The sequence below is a fragment of the Bacillus cereus group sp. RP37 genome, assembly GCF_040459695.1.
GTDB lineage: Bacteria > Bacillota > Bacilli > Bacillales > Bacillaceae_G > Bacillus_A.
In genome coordinates this window covers 1,147,772-1,163,054 of the sequence record NZ_JARVHP010000001.1, presented here as the reverse complement: position 1 = coordinate 1,163,054, position 15,283 = coordinate 1,147,772, and the positions used below count along the sequence as shown (strand labels likewise).

Here is a 15,283-nt window from a genome sequence, read left to right as displayed (position 1 = left end):
AGTTCATAACTTATATCATCTTCACTTCGTATTTGTGCTTTTTTACAAGCCAAGCTCCTCCGATAACACCTGCGTCATTACCAAGTGTTGCAATAGCTAGCTTCGTGCTCTTTACAGCACGTGAGAAAGCATATTGCTCGAAATAACGTTGAATTGGTTCTAATAGTGCATCTCCAGCTTTAGAAACGCCGCCACCAATAACAATTTTCTCTGGGTTCAACGTGCTAGAAAGGTTCGCTACAGCTAATCCTAAATAAGAAGCTACTTTTTCTACTACTTCGCCTGCTAGTTCATCACCTTGTCCATGTGCTTCAAATACGTCTTTTGATGTAATACGCCCTTCTTCTGCTAACATAGAACGTAGCATACTCTCTTTATCAGTCTCTTGTATTTTTTGCATAGCAACACGTACAATACCCGTTGCAGATGCTACAGTTTCTAGGCAACCAGACTTCCCGCAATTACATGGAAAAGCATTCTCTGTAACTACTGTAATGTGTCCAATCTCACCAGCAGCACCGCTTACGCCGTGTACAATCTCACCATTGGCAATTACACCGCCACCAACACCAGTGCCAAGTGTCATACAAATTAAATCTTTTGCTCCTTCACCAGCACCTTTCCACATTTCACCAAGTGCTGCTAAGTTTGCATCATTATCAATAACAACAGGTAATCCTGTTTCTACTTCTAATAAATCTTTTAACGGATAGTTTTTCCATCCTAAGTTAACAGCTTCATATATCATTCCAGACGCCACGTGTACAGGACCAGGAGCTCCCATACCAATACCAATTAACTTACTTTTTAATTCACCTAACTCTTCTAACTTTTTATCAATCGCTTTCGCTACATCAAGCGTAATATGTTTTCCTTGCTCATTTGTATTCGTAGGGATTTCCCACTTATGTAAAATTTCACCGTACACATTAATAAATGCTAATTTAATCGTTGTACCACCAAGGTCAACACCAACTAACCATTTCTCTTCCATGTTGCTTACCTACCTTTATCTAATTCTTATTTAGCTCTTTTTGAATTTCTTGCTTCAATAAAAATAAAGCTGTTTGATAGTCTTGTGGATCGATTAGCTGTGATTGATTTAATTCACGCAATTCATCTTGCATTAATTGTAAATCTGCAATTCGATCTCCCGTATAAATAATCGTACCAAATTTCTTTAGCAATTGCTGAATATCATAAATAGATACCATTTCATCACCCTCTATGCTCACTTACTATAAAAAACTATAATAAGAAAACGTTCACATATTTTATTATAATCAAGAAGAAAAAGTCTCGTCAATTTTTATTTGTCTATACAAGCCCATTTTTAACCATTGTTCCTTTTTCTGTAATAATTTTTTCTACATTTTTATCAAACGACTCTACTGGAATATGCTTTACCATTTGAAAACTATAAGCTAATGATAGCGTTTTCCCTTTATAATGCACGAGATAACGATCATAATAGCCACCGCCATATCCAATCCGTTCTCCTCGCTCTGTATAAGCTACGCCTGGCACGATTTGAAGATCAATTCCATCTGCATTCACTTCTTCCGTAAGCGCTGGAATTGGTTCACGTAAATTCATATACACTGTTTCTAATTGATCAAAATTACTAATGTGCCGGAAGGACATTGTTCGTGTTCCTTTATTACACTTCGGAACAACAACTTTCTTTCCCTCTTCCCAAGCTTTTTCGATAATAGGATATGTATTCACTTCATTTTCCATTGAGAGAGTGATTCCAATTGTTTTAGCTTCAGCCCACTCTTTTTGCGCATACAACGAAAATGCAATTTGCTCTGATAAAGTTGTATATCGTTCTTCTGATAAAGAATTCATGTGCTCTATTATTTGTTTACGTAAACGTAGTTTCTCTTCTCTCACACATTTTCCCCCTCACAGTGATACTTTGCTCTACGATGATAGTGTATCACTTTTAACAGAGGAATCGAATAAAAAAAGAAACAGTAGGAAAATATTCCTACTGCTTACTTTGTTTCACGGTGTAACGTAGACTTCTTGTCACGCTTGCAATACTTTTTAAGCTCGATACGCTCAGCGTTGTTACGTTTGTTTTTCTTTGAGATATAGTTACGATCTCCGCATTCTGTACATGCTAGAGTAATATTCACACGCATTCTTATTTCCCTCCAGTACTAATAACTTAAATCAGACTATACTATAATACCACTTTTAAAATAAAAATTCTACACCTTTTGATATTGTCTAATTTTTTCTATAAGATTTTTCATGTTTTCCCTTGCTATTACTGGGTTTCTAGCATGCGAATACACTAAAAATTTCGGTTGTTTTGTGTCAGAAACGATATAAGACCACTCTTTTTCCGTATATTTGAACTGTACGCCTTCAAATATACCTTCTTCTTTTCTTTCCATATCAGCTAATAATTTCCTCATTACTTTCCCTTTTTCATTCCATGAACATACCACTTCATCACAAAGTAGATAGAGCGGAGGTGATTGCTCTACTATGCTGAGAAATGTCTTTCCCTGCAATGCTATTAGCTCAAATAATTTCCCAATTCGATATAAAATATCTCGCTTCCATCTCGCTTGAAACGACTTTTTTTCATCCTGCGTATAAAATAGAAGGTAACATTCTCCTAATTTCAAAGACATCGGGTAGATATTTCCTGCCGATTCAAGTAATAAATCCGGAATATCTACTTCTTCAAAATCTGTTCCCTGGTAAATATTACTATGATTATCATATAACTCGAAATAATTTCCTTGCTCTGAAAACATAAGCGCCATATTTGCTTTGCTTGATTTCATCAATGCTTTCACATGATCCTTTTGTTCGCCCGCATAAATCCACGTAACCGTGCATCCAAGCCTTTGCAAAAAGTGCATAAGTAAATGTTGTAACATATCATTTCTCTTATTAATAAGAAGATGAAACTTCTGTTTTTGTATTTTTTCAATATCAATGCGCTCCAATACAACCTCTATATAATCATGTAAAGAAACGTGGACTAGCTTATTCCGTCCCATTTCTTTCTCACATACGTAATAAAACGACTCAGACATATATACTTGTTCTATCGCTTTTTGTTGCTTATACGTTAATTGTACCCCATCCTTACCATACAACTTTATAACAACCTCTTTTTCATTTTCCACTTGAATGAAAACCCCACCTGCACATTGTAAATCCTGAATACTGTACTGAAAAAGCGATTCGTTCATTTCTTTACATTCCATCGTATGAATCCCGATACCATGAATCGCATGAAGAAAAAGATTTTTATAAGAAGTCGTTTCTATATGTTCTTGACTCCCGATTAATATACTTTCTCCTTTGGCAAAAAGAGATCCGTACGCCATCGCAACCTTTACAATAAATTGAGGAGTAATCTCAACATTACCTCTTCCTACAATGCGGCTTTTTTGCAACCATCCTGCACTCTTTTCACTTTCTTGTACACCAGCCGATCCTACTACCGAATAGCTGTCAATTGCCTTATATGGCCATAGTTTTCCCTTTTGCTTAATTACCGTACTTTTCCCTATATGACAATGATCCGCTACAATGCTTTTTTGAAACAGTGTAACGTCATCTTCCACCATTGTATGCTCTCCTATTGTCGTTTCTAATAGCTCGCAATACTGCCCAATGTGTGCATTTGCAAAAACAATACTTTTTTGAAGATGAGAATAATTTGAAACAATACTATTTTTCCCAATAATAGAATACGGCTCAATTACAGCTCCAGCACCAATCTTTGCTCCTTCTCCAATAAAAGAAGGGCCGTGAATCTTCGTTCCTTTTCCAATCGTCACACCTTCCCCCATCCATACCATCGGCAATACTTCCGTATAAGGAATAGGTACTTGCAATTTTTTCGTTAACAAATCAAATTGTGCTTGTCGATATTGATCAAATGTACCGATATCTAACCAATAACCTTCTGACAAATATGCAAATAATGCGTTCTTATTTGCCAATAAAGGAAACACATCTTGACTGAAATCAAAAAATTCTTGGGGCGGTATGTAAGAAAAGATTTCTGGCTCCATAATATAAATACCTGTATTCACAATATTAGAGACTACCTCATTCCAGCTCGGTTTTTCTATATATCGTGTAACCTCTTGTTCTTTGTTCATTACAACTAAACCGAATGAAAGAGGGTTTTCTACTTCCTTCACAAACATAGTTACCATTCTTTTCTTTTGTTCATGAAACGTAATTCCTTCTGATAATTGAAAGTCAGTTAACGCATCCCCGCTTATGACAACGAATGTTTCATCTAAAAACTTTTCCGCTTGTTTAATACTCCCTGCTGTTCCAAGCGGAGGAGAGTCTTCAAAATAGTACAAGTTAACTCCCCATTTACTGCCGTCACCAAAATATTGCTTAATGGACGTACTCATATACTGAACAGTAATTGCAATTTCACGAATACCATGCTGACGTAATAATTCAATATTGTATTCCAAAACTGGCTTTTCTAATAACGGCAACATCGGCTTTGGAGTATTACATGTTAATGGTCTAAGGCGTCTTCCTTTTCCTCCAGCTAAAATAACCCCCTTCATATACTTCAGCCTCCACTTATATAATGTTCAATAACTTCATATACGATATGTATATTATCTACCCTGCATTAACTAGCAGTATAAGTTTGATTATTTCAATGAATCATCACTGGTGAGAAAAACTTTGATTAAGACTTCCTATATACATGTATCTTTCTAACCCCCACAAAAGAAAACGCTTACTATTAACTTAGAAAAATAATACTCAATAAGTGACCAACATATATGTCCTAATTTTTCCATTATATTATGATACATCTTATCATCATAAACTAATGGAAACAACGAGCTTTTTTTGTCATGTTTTGACTAAAAAAAGCAGGCGATGTTTCACCTGCTTTTTTTCTTTATTCATTTAATAAGTAATGCTTTCCTTTTACTAAATAAAAAACATTCTCAGCAATATTTGTAATATGGTCTGCTACACGCTCAATATATCTCGCTACAAAAGATAATTGTGTAATTTGTGTAATCGCTTCTGGTTGTTCTGGGACTGAAGATATAAATTCACGAATCGCTTTCCCATATATTTCATCAACAGAATCATCCATTTCGGCAATTTGTTTCGCGAAAGTTAAATTTTCCTGTTCGTATGCTTCTAATGCTAAATTTAACATCTCATTAGCAATAGCAAACATTTCCTCAATATTATGCAAACTGACAGTTACTTCTTTTTCCCCAAGACGAATTGTTGATTTCGCAACATTAACAGCATGATCTGCAATACGCTCTAAATCTGTCGCTGTTTTAATTGAAATAAAAATCCTTCTTAAGTCACTTGCTACAGGTTGCTGCTTCGTAATAAGCATAAGCGCAAGATCATTTATTTCCTCTTCTAAATTATCCATACGATAATCACCATCTATAACCTCTAACGCTTTCTCTACATCCCTTGTACGAAGACCTTCCATGGCAAGCAACAAAGCTTCCCTCGCTAGTACACCAAGCTCAATCACCTTTTGCTGTAACATTTTTAAATCACATTGAAACTGTTCTCTTACCATTTTTTCTTCCCCCTCAATATTAAGTGCCATTGTATATATAGATCTCCTACCTAGCGTACTTGTAATAAGCCTTAAGATAGGAGACGTACTACTTCTCTAATTAGATGAGGTAAAAATAAGAAATGCCCTCTGTTAAGAAGGCATTTGCTCTGAGCCTTGCAACGATATCAACCGAATCGGCCTGTAATATAATCTTCTGTACGCTTATCTGAAGGTGTCGTAAATAATTTATTTGTATCTGTATATTCCACAACTTCTCCACTTAAGAAGAAAGCAGTTTTGTCTGAAATACGTGCTGCTTGTTGCATATTATGCGTTACGATAACAATACTAAAGTCTTTCTTTAACTCTTGAATTAATTCTTCTACTTTTAATGTTGAAATTGGGTCTAGTGCCGATGTTGGCTCATCCATTAAAATAACGTCGGGTTCAATCGCTAAACAACGTGCGATACATAGACGCTGTTGCTGTCCACCGGATAAACCGTATGCATTATCGTGCAAACGATCTTTTAACTCATCCCAAATTGCTGCTCCACGTAAACTTTTTTCAACAATTTCATCCAACGTTTTCTTGTCGCTTATACCATGAATTTTTGGGCCGTATGCTACATTTTCATAAATAGATTTCGGAAATGGATTTGGCTTTTGGAACACCATTCCTACATGTGTTCGTAATTCTTCAACTGGATATGATTTATCAAATATATTGCGCTCTCTATATTCAATTACACCTGTAGTTCGCACGATTGGTACTAACTCTACCATACGATTTAATGTTTTTAAGTACGTTGATTTACCACAACCACTTGGCCCGATAATTGCTGTAACCTCATTCTCATGAATGCTTAAGTTAATATCTTTTAAAGCATGGTCTTCTCCGTACCATAAATTTAAGTTTTTCGTATCAAATACTACTTTCTTTGGCGCAGTCTCGATTTTCTCCTCGTTTTTCACCTGTACATTTACTACTGTTGCTACCATTTGAATTCCCCTTTCATCCATTTCCAACTTATTTTCGATTTCGTAACCATAGGACAAATATATTGATAAAGAGCAACAAACCTAACAAAACGATCATCCCAGCAGCTGCTACATACTGAAATTCTTCTTGCGGTCTACTCATCCAATTAAAAATTTGAATTGGTAAAACTGTAAATCTATCAAACATACTAAATGGAACATAATTTGCAAATGCAAGTGCCCCGATAACTAATAACGGTGCCGCTTCTCCAATCGCTCTTGATATCGCTAACGTACAACCCGTTATAATTCCTGGGAAAGCATATGGCAATACAATTTGATACATCGTTTGCCACTTCGTAGCACCTAATCCGTAAGAAGCTTCTAATAATGAACTTGGTACAGATCGTATTGCTTCTTGACTCGCTACAACAACTGTCGGTAAGACGAGTAAACTCATCGTCAGTGCCGCAGCGATGATACTCTCACCTAGATGAAGAGCATATACAAAAATAGTTAAGCCGAGCAATCCAAATACAACGGAAGGTACTCCTGCTAATGTTTGATTATTAATTTCTATTACCTTTTTAAATATAGATTCCTTCGCATATTGCTCTAAATAAAGAGCAGTTCCGACCCCAAATATAAAAGAGACTGGTATAACAATACTCATAAATAATATTGTTCCTGACAAAGCTGCAGCAATCCCTGCTTCTTTCGGATTACGCGAAGCAAAGTTTGTAAAGAAATCTAATGAAAGATAACTTATACCTTTTTCAAAAATTTGAAAAAGCAAAATAAGCAGTATTACTATTGAAAACAAAATTGCCATATAAAATAACAATTTGTAAACTCGATCTTTTAAAAAACGCGATGCCATATTTTCTTGTATCTTTTTATGATTCAACATTCGCATATTATGTCACCCTCCTAAAGCGGCGCATAATAAACTGCGAAATGATGTTCATTATAAAAGTAAACAAAAATAACGTTGCACCTACAGCGTACATGCTGTAATACGTAATGGTTCCATGCGGAGCATCACCTAAACTCACTTGCACAATATAAGCTGTTAACGTTTGAATGGAGTGTGTCGGATCGAGCGATACGTTCGGCGTGGATCCCGCTGCAATTACAACGATCATCGTTTCACCAATTGCCCTGGAAGCAGCTAATATAATCGCTGCCATAATCCCTGTAAAAGCCGAAGGAAACACGACTTGTTTTACCATCTCAAACCGAGTTGCTCCAAGTGCTAACGAAGCTTCTTTCGTTCCTTTTGCTACAGCTCTCATTGCGTCTTCAGACAGAGATGCAATTGTAGGTATCATCATAAAGCCAATAACAATACCTGGACTAATCGCATTAAAAAACTGTAAATCAGGTATAATCCGTTGTAAAAGCGGTGTTACAACTGTTAATGCAAAAAAACCATATACAATTGTCGGGATACCTGCTAATAGTTCTAACATTGGCTTTAACACTTTCCTTGCACCGTTTGAAGCATATTCGCTTAAAAATACGGCACACGCTAAACCGATAGGAATTGCTACGAACATAGCAATTGCTGTTACAAGGACCGTTCCACATATAAGTGGTAATATACCGAATTTAGGATCTTCAAAAAAAGGTAACCATTCTTTCTCCATCAAAAAGGAGTGTAATGGTATTTTTTGAAAAAACATCATTGTTTCATTTGCCAAAGTAAAAATAATTCCAATTGTCGTCACAATAGACACGCTAGCAATTATTTTTAGTAATAATGGAACGATTCGATTGATTCGCTGCGTTTTTTTTCTTTGTTTTGTATTTCTTTCAATCAAATGTTGTACAGAAAATGTAATTTGACTTTTGTCATTATAAGCCAAAGATGAAAACCCCTTTCCACCCTGACATTACCTTTTTATTTCTGTTAACATCCGCAGCTGTTCATTGTACTTTTCTTTTGGTAATTTTACATATCCAACCTCTTCAGCGAGATTACCAACATGTTGAATCATAAACTCAATATAATTTGCTACATTCATTTTATTTCGGATAGATGCATCATTCACATAAGCAAATAGCGACCTAGATAACGGCTTATACTTACCTGATTGAATCGTATCTTTCGTCGGAAGTACACCATTCACTTTTATTGCTCTCACCTTATCTCGATTGGCCATATAATAAGCATATCCTACAAAAGCAATGGCATTTTTATCATTCATTACCCCTTGCATAATAACTTGATCATCTTCAGACAAAGAGACTTTTTTTACAATGCGACTATTTTGTAAGATGACATTTTGAAAATAATCATACGTACCAGAGTCTACACCTGGCGCATAAAACTTCACCTGTTCGCGTGGCCATGATGAATGAATGTGTGACCATCGCTTTTCACTTTCATCTTCACTCCACAGTAGACGTAACTCGTCTACCGTCATATTGTCTACCCAAGTGTTTTGGCGATTCACAACGATCGTCAGACCATCATAAGCAACTTCAAATGGTGTAAACTGAATGGAGTTTTTCTTCATTTCATTTTCTTCCACTTGTTTCATTACTCTCGAAGCATTATTTATATCCACTTCTCCTTTACTGAAACGATTAAATCCTCCTCCTGTTCCAGAAACACTGATAGAAATTTTCACGTTCGGATGCACCTTTGTATATTCCTCCGCTACTGCTTCTATAATAGGAAAAACTGTTGAGGATCCATCAACTCTCACTTCTCCCATTTCATTTACAGCAAATGCAGTAGACGTGCCAACATAAAGGAAACATGTCGACAGTATGAAAACTTTAATCGATGCACTTATCCATTTCACGTGTTCTTCCTCCTAGAAGTAACCGGAAATAACAGGATTACAGATATAAGAATACTGCTAAACTATTAATTCGGTTTTAATTGTTTGTAAAAGTTTTGTAAAGTTCCACAAGAATCAACATTAAGTAAAATTTTAATCCGTAGCCACTGCTCATCTTCACTGATGATTGGTTCATAAAACCTTTATCCCCAGAGGAGAAGTAAACGTATTACTTGTTAGGCCTCTTAATTTTTCGATACGATATGCTTGTCCACTATATTAAAACGTATGCATGGACCATAAAAAAAAGCACACTATCTTTTCAGATAGTGTGCTTTTTTTACAACTTTTTTATTCATCATCTTGATCTATATTTTTCTTTTTATTGTCTTTTGCATCTGTTGGAGCTTCGCCATTTTCTACTTTTTTCAAATCAAAGTACGCGTCCATAATGTCACGACTAATATAACCGTTAATACCTGATTTATCATCTACCCAAGGTACAACAACAGAAAACGCTACTTCAGGATCTTCAAGTGGCGCATAACCTACTAACGTTAAGTTATATGTTTCTTTACGCTCACCGTTTGCCTTTCTACCAATCTCTTTATCTCCGCCATACACAGTTTGAGCTGTACCTGTTTTACCAGCAGCTTTATATGGTGCACCTGTAAAGTATTTCGCAGCTGTACCACCAGAATCGTTAAATACTTGTCTAAATCCTTCCTGAACACGTTTAATTTGTGATTCAGGCATATCAATACGGTTTAGAACTTTCGGTTCCATTGAATGAACAACTTTTCCAACTTCATCTGGTTTCGCTGCCGGTTGACGAATTTCTTTTACAACTTGTGGCTGCATACGGTAACCACCATTTGCAATTGTTGAAACATATTGTGCTAATTGAAGTGGTGTATACGTATCGTACTGTCCAATTGATAAATCTAATAAGAAACCTGGCTGATTTCCTCTACCTGTTTGGCCCGCTGATTCATTCGGTAAATCAATACCTGTTTTCACACCAAGTCCAAACTGTCCGAAATAATAACGCATCGTATCAAATGCTTTTTGTGGAATATCTAACGTACCACCTTTCACATATTGAACACCTGCGAGATTCATCGCTGTTTTAAACATATATACGTTAGAAGACATTTTTAATGCTGTCAAATCATTAATGTAACCCATATTCTTCCAAGAAGCTTTTTGTGGCGTTCCCTTTAATCTGATTGGTTCGTCATATTGAACTGAACCCGGTTGAATCGCACCTGTTTGATACCCTGTAAGTACTGTCGCACCTTTTACAGTCGATCCCATTGGATAAGAACTTGTCATCGTTCCTAATGCGAAATCTTGTACTTTCGTTTCGCCATTTTCATTCACTAACTGTTTCCCTGCCATAGATAAAACTTCACCATTTTTTGGATTCATCATTACAACGAATGCACGATCTAAAAGAGGTTGTCCACCTTTATATCTCAATAAATTTTTCGTGATAATTTCTTCTACACGCTTTTGTAATTCCATATCGATTGTTAAGTTCAGGTCATTACCACTTTGCCCTTTTGATACATTAATCGTTTCTAAAATATTACCGTTTTTATCTGTAATATTTTTCACTTCTGCTTTCGTACCGTGCAGGCTATCTTCATATTGCTGTTCAAGGTAACTTTTCCCTACGCGATCATTCCGATTATAATCACGAACAAGATAGTAATCTAAACGCTCTTTCGGTAAACCTTCATCAGAAGTTGTTACACCACCAAGTACACTTCGGAACAAATCACCATCATATGCATATTTTCGCTCCCAATCGACACTTGTATCTACACCTGGCAATTCCGCTAATTTTTCACTAATAATCGCATATTCTTCATCAGTTGCATCCTTCTTAATGACTTGTGGTGTCATTGCATATCCGCCGTCCATTTTGCTTTTAATCGCTAGTATTTCTAAATCTTTTGCGGATAATTGATTCACTTCTTCTTCTGTCACGCGACTTCGTTGACGCTCCTCTAATTCTTTATCGTCAATTTTTTTATCTTTCAACTCTTGACGATCTTTATTCGTAATTTTTTCTTTCGCTTCCTCTTTATGCATAGCAAGCCAATAATCTTTTTTATCGCGATCTGTTAATTTATCTGTCGGTACTTCAATCAACTCTGCTAGCTTTTTCGCTGTTTCTAAGCGAGCTTCTGCAGTTGATCCTTTCATTTTTGTAAATGTAATCGTACGTACAGCTGCATTATCTACTACAGCTCGCCCATAACGGTCAAATATTTTCCCACGTGGTACAGGATTACTTATCGTCGAGTTCTCTTTCCTCTCCACTTCATTCTTGTATTCCTCACCGCGAACAATTTGTACATATCCAAGCCTTACAATAACCGCGGAGAACATTAAAAACACGCAGAAAAACAGCACGTTTAACCGAAAAGGAACGTGAGTCTTTTTCTTTTGTTGTTTCTGCTTCTTGCTCATACAAACCCCCTCTACCAACAGCTATGTAATGTGAAAGGGACACCTTCATACAGGTGTCCTCACTGCTGTCTTACATCTTTTTCTATTCTAGCATAAAACAACCGAGAAGTTAACCTTCTGGTTCTGTTTGATTCTGCGTAGTTCCTTGCGTTACAATACTTGTTTTACTCGTATTTCCCTCATCATATTTGACATTTTTAACTGCAAAATAAATAAGAAAATGTCCTGCACCTAAAATACATAATAAGTAAGGCAAACTTTTTTCAGGCGGAAAGAATAGTACAGCACATAAAAAACTTAAAATCGAGCAAATTCTTCCTGCATTTAACCATAATTCCCGGACAACTACATATTCTACACGCCACTCTCTCGCATTTTTCGCCCTACCAATTACATCATATGTCATGGACCCGTACGGAACGAGCAAAATAGGGTATGCAATTGCGATACACGCTGCATAAATAAGTAATTTTGTGTATGTAACATTGAATATAACTAAAAATACGACAGCATATAAAATAATGCCTCCGAGCAAAATTGCTTTTTTTCGCCACTCTTTCTTTAACATACGAGTGACTAAATAGTAACAAACAAATGATACAGCAGAATTTACTAAGCTATATTTCCCTAAGGCGAGTTCGCTATCAGTTGCTAAATACACGTACACTGAAATAACAAAAATAAACGTTCCCTCTCTCAGCCCTTGAAAAAAATGAGCTCGTGTAATTCTTCCCCAGTTTTTATCAACCTGCCGCTCTTTCAATACTTGAACAATTTCATACCGTCCTTCACATTCTCTCTTAGATACAAAAAAGCTTAAAATGACAGCAATTGCAAATAACAGTAACGAAAGAAAGAATATGACCGTATAGCCACTCCATTTTTCCATACGTGAAATTGTATATCCCGCTGCTATCGGCCCAATCATGCCCGAGAATGATGTAAGAAGTCCAAGAAAACCATTAAAGAAATCTCTTGTTTCTGGTTCTGTAATCTCAAATGTTAATAAATTAAACGCGAGCCAGTAAAAACCATACCCGACTCCTAAAAGAGCCCCCATTAATAAAATATAGTGAGAAGCGCTTTTTCCCGCTACTAAAACAACGATAAAAAAAATAGCTAACGTGCCTACGCCTATTCGTAACAAAATTGAGCGATCAATACGCTTCGCTAATTTCCCACCTATAAGAAATGTGAGAGGCTGTAATACAACGCTGGCCAAATTATACAAGCCAAGATTCACATAATTTTGTGTTTGTTTCCATAAATAAATGTTAACAAACGTATTCGATAAAGAAATTGCGAGCGTGTATAAACCTCCAATAAGGAGCAATAACACTAAATCCCGATTCACTTCAACGTCACCAATTATATGTTTCCACTTCATACACAACTCTCCTTTACTTCATGTTCTAGTCTTCCAAAGACAAGCTCAATTATGTAAAAGGAAAGCACAGAAAAAAGCTAGGAGCATTCTCCTAGCTTTTTCTATCGTTATTACAATTATTTTGCTTCTTGGTAACGTTTTTCAGCAGCGTTCCAATCTACAACATTCCAGAATGCACCGATGTAGTCTGGACGACGGTTTTGGTAATTTAAGTAGTAAGCATGTTCCCAAACATCTAAACCGATAACTGGAGTTTTACCTTCAGTTAAAGGAGAATCTTGGTTTGGTGTGCTTGTTACTTCTAACTCACCATTATTTACTACTAACCAAGCCCAACCAGAACCGAAACGAGTTGCGCCAGCTTTTGCGAATTCTTCTTTGAATGCATCGAAGCTACCGAATTTCGCTTCAATTGCAGTTGCAAGTTCACCTACTGGTTGTCCGCCGCCATTTGGAGATAAGATTGTCCAGAAGAATGTATGGTTAGCATGTCCGCCACCATTGTTACGTACTGCTGTACGGATTGCTTCTGGTACTTCGTTTAAGTTCGCAACTAATTCTTCTACGCTTTTGTCAGCTAATTCTGCATGACCTTCTAAAGCAGCGTTTAAGTTTGTGATGTACGTGTTATGGTGTTTTGTATGATGGATGTTCATTGTTTCTTTGTCAAAGTGAGGCTCTAAAGCATCATACGCATAAGGTAAATTTGGTAATTCGTGTTTTGCCATTGTTATATTCCTCCCAGTTTATGTATTGCCACTTAAGTGACATACAACTTCATTCTACCCTAATTGCCATAGGGTGCAAACAAATAAATCACATTGTCTTGCTATCATTAAAGTAGCAAAATTCCCACTTCTTTTCAATTAAAATGCTCATATATTTCATAAAAAAAGCTCCCTTCTACAAGGAAGCTTCCTGCTGACGTAATAAACATGTGAAATGGATATGGACCCTGTAGGACTCGAACCTACGACCGGACGGTTATGAGCCGTCTGCTCTAACCAGCTGAGCTAAGGGTCCACAATTATGTATGTAACAACATATCAAATAAAGGAATCCCTATCGGATATATTCTTTAAGAAATGTAAGATAAATTTACCATATGGAAAAGAAAAGTGTCAATTGTATTTTTCTCATTCAAAAGAAGAAAATTAATAAAAAGAAATTTAGTTATCTCCACTATATGTAAATATAATATATCTTGAGATTCTCTAGATTCCTACGTTACAATGATTTTATACATACATAAAGGAAGTGAATCTATGTCCATATTTACCCAATTAGCAAAAAGCGTATATTCGCCTAAAGATATGGCGCTATTCCGTTTTCAAAAAATCGGAAAAACCATTTTGTATATTATGCTACTTTGTCTAATCACTACTATTCCAAGAACATTCTTTTACGGTAGCTTTATTCAAGATAGTGTTACCATGGTAAATCAAGCAATTGAAAAAGATTTACCTGATTTTAAAATTGAAAATGGTGAACTAAAAGCCGATATTGAACAACCTATTCAAAAAGAAGAGGGAGATGCTCTTTTCGTATTTGATCCAAATACAACAGATATAGAAAAATATCAAAACAAAACTGGTTTATTTATTTTAAAAGATAAAGTAGTTTCTATAGGAAATGGTCAAACACAAACATACTCCTATAATGATTTATTAGGGACATCTCTTGAGAAGAAAGATTTAAAAGATTTTATTTCTGTATTCGATAGTATTTATCCAATTTTACTAGCCGTTATCGGAGTTTTAGTATACCTATTCCAATTATTTATTACTTTCTTAGGAATTACTTTACTTGCGTTTATAGGTTCGGCTATGAGCGGTCAACGTAAATTATCTTATAAGCAAGTATGGACGTTAACTGCTTACAGCTACACAATTCCAACAATCTTCTTTATGATTATGGATTTATTCAAAATCGTTGTACCTGGTTCAACATTCATTTATATCGCAGTTGTTTTAATTGTTCTATACTTAACAATTAAAGAAGTTCCAAAACCGAAAGAAAAATAAGAACGAAAAAAATGCCTAATTAGGCATTTTTTTTTTGGACAAGCATATATTCCTAGCAA

Annotated in this window: 14 protein-coding genes and 1 tRNA gene; 1 reads left to right on the top strand and 14 read right to left on the bottom strand. The window is 35.8% G+C overall.

The window, feature by feature from the left end:
• Positions 1–10: 10 nt before the first annotated feature.
• The 14 genes from glcK to QCI44_RS06085 all read right to left on the bottom strand — a co-directional run bounded on the left by glcK (position 11) and on the right by QCI44_RS06085 (position 14,223).
• A complete protein-coding gene (glcK, locus tag QCI44_RS06150) occupies positions 11–994 on the bottom strand; it encodes a glucokinase (protein WP_016086272.1) in 984 nt (327 codons plus the stop codon).
• 19 nt (positions 995–1,013) lie between these two features.
• Complete coding sequence (locus QCI44_RS06145) at positions 1,014–1,214, bottom strand: YqgQ family protein (protein WP_000253699.1); 201 nt, start codon at positions 1,212–1,214, stop codon at positions 1,014–1,016.
• 103 nt (positions 1,215–1,317) lie between these two features.
• Positions 1,318–1,896 (bottom strand): 5-formyltetrahydrofolate cyclo-ligase, encoded by a 579-nt coding sequence (locus QCI44_RS06140; RefSeq protein WP_353811036.1) that lies wholly within the window; start codon positions 1,894–1,896, stop codon positions 1,318–1,320.
• A gap of 104 nt (positions 1,897–2,000) precedes the next feature.
• Positions 2,001–2,150, bottom strand: coding sequence for a 50S ribosomal protein L33 (gene rpmG, locus QCI44_RS06135; protein WP_001265616.1), 150 nt, complete (start codon positions 2,148–2,150; stop codon positions 2,001–2,003).
• Positions 2,151–2,219: 69 nt separating this feature from the next.
• Complete coding sequence (locus QCI44_RS06130) at positions 2,220–4,574, bottom strand: sugar phosphate nucleotidyltransferase (RefSeq protein ID WP_016086270.1); 2,355 nt, start codon at positions 4,572–4,574, stop codon at positions 2,220–2,222.
• Positions 4,575–4,921: 347 nt separating this feature from the next.
• Entirely contained in the window at positions 4,922–5,578 is a 657-nt protein-coding gene (phoU, locus tag QCI44_RS06125) for a phosphate signaling complex protein PhoU (protein ID WP_353811035.1), read from the bottom strand.
• 167 nt (positions 5,579–5,745) lie between these two features.
• Positions 5,746–6,561 carry a phosphate ABC transporter ATP-binding protein gene (gene pstB / locus QCI44_RS06120; protein ID WP_000226683.1) on the bottom strand — a complete coding sequence of 272 codons (816 nt, stop codon included), beginning with the start codon at positions 6,559–6,561 and terminating at the stop codon, positions 5,746–5,748.
• Between the two features lie 28 nt (positions 6,562–6,589).
• Positions 6,590–7,456 carry a phosphate ABC transporter permease PstA gene (gene pstA / locus QCI44_RS06115; RefSeq protein ID WP_016086267.1) on the bottom strand — a complete coding sequence of 289 codons (867 nt, stop codon included), beginning with the start codon at positions 7,454–7,456 and terminating at the stop codon, positions 6,590–6,592.
• A gap of 1 nt (position 7,457) precedes the next feature.
• On the bottom strand, positions 7,458–8,408 hold the full coding sequence (gene pstC, locus QCI44_RS06110) for a phosphate ABC transporter permease subunit PstC (protein WP_016086266.1): 951 nt from the start codon (positions 8,406–8,408) through the stop codon (positions 7,458–7,460).
• A 27-nt stretch (positions 8,409–8,435) separates the two neighbouring features.
• Positions 8,436–9,353, bottom strand: a complete 918-nt coding sequence (gene phoX, locus QCI44_RS06105; RefSeq protein WP_353811034.1) for a phosphate ABC transporter substrate-binding protein PhoX — start codon at positions 9,351–9,353, stop codon at positions 8,436–8,438.
• Between the two features lie 330 nt (positions 9,354–9,683).
• Positions 9,684–11,813, bottom strand: coding sequence for a peptidoglycan D,D-transpeptidase FtsI family protein (locus QCI44_RS06100; RefSeq protein WP_016136817.1), 2,130 nt, complete (start codon positions 11,811–11,813; stop codon positions 9,684–9,686).
• Between the two features lie 109 nt (positions 11,814–11,922).
• Entirely contained in the window at positions 11,923–13,200 is a 1,278-nt protein-coding gene (locus QCI44_RS06095; RefSeq protein WP_016086263.1) for an MFS transporter, read from the bottom strand.
• 116 nt (positions 13,201–13,316) lie between these two features.
• On the bottom strand, positions 13,317–13,928 hold the full coding sequence (sodA, locus tag QCI44_RS06090; RefSeq protein ID WP_001052031.1) for a superoxide dismutase [Mn]: 612 nt from the start codon (positions 13,926–13,928) through the stop codon (positions 13,317–13,319).
• A 221-nt stretch (positions 13,929–14,149) separates the two neighbouring features.
• Positions 14,150–14,223: transfer RNA gene (locus QCI44_RS06085), tRNA-Ile, on the bottom strand.
• Between the two features lie 242 nt (positions 14,224–14,465).
• Between QCI44_RS06085 and QCI44_RS06080 the strand changes: the two genes are divergently transcribed.
• Entirely contained in the window at positions 14,466–15,224 is a 759-nt protein-coding gene (locus QCI44_RS06080; protein ID WP_016135337.1) for a DUF1189 domain-containing protein, read from the top strand.
• Positions 15,225–15,283: the final 59 nt, after the last annotated feature.

Excerpts from the sequence above, each read along its gene's own strand:
- rpmG (WP_001265616.1), bottom strand. The coding sequence starts at position 2,150 with ATGCGTGTGAATATTACTCTAGCATGTACAGAATGCGGAGATCGTAAC.
- glcK (WP_016086272.1), bottom strand. The coding sequence starts at position 994 with ATGGAAGAGAAATGGTTAGTTGGTGTTGACCTTGGTGGTACAACGATT.
- QCI44_RS06130 (WP_016086270.1), bottom strand. The coding sequence starts at position 4,574 with ATGAAGGGGGTTATTTTAGCTGGAGGAAAAGGAAGACGCCTTAGACCA.
- QCI44_RS06100 (WP_016136817.1), bottom strand. The coding sequence starts at position 11,813 with ATGAGCAAGAAGCAGAAACAACAAAAGAAAAAGACTCACGTTCCTTTT.
- QCI44_RS06095 (WP_016086263.1), bottom strand. The coding sequence starts at position 13,200 with ATGAAGTGGAAACATATAATTGGTGACGTTGAAGTGAATCGGGATTTA.
- QCI44_RS06145 (WP_000253699.1), bottom strand. The coding sequence starts at position 1,214 with ATGGTATCTATTTATGATATTCAGCAATTGCTAAAGAAATTTGGTACG.
- sodA (WP_001052031.1), bottom strand. The coding sequence starts at position 13,928 with ATGGCAAAACACGAATTACCAAATTTACCTTATGCGTATGATGCTTTA.
- QCI44_RS06080 (WP_016135337.1), top strand. The coding sequence starts at position 14,466 with ATGTCCATATTTACCCAATTAGCAAAAAGCGTATATTCGCCTAAAGAT.
- pstA (WP_016086267.1), bottom strand. The coding sequence starts at position 7,456 with ATGCGAATGTTGAATCATAAAAAGATACAAGAAAATATGGCATCGCGT.
- phoU (WP_353811035.1), bottom strand. The coding sequence starts at position 5,578 with ATGGTAAGAGAACAGTTTCAATGTGATTTAAAAATGTTACAGCAAAAG.
- pstB (WP_000226683.1), bottom strand. The coding sequence starts at position 6,561 with ATGGTAGCAACAGTAGTAAATGTACAGGTGAAAAACGAGGAGAAAATC.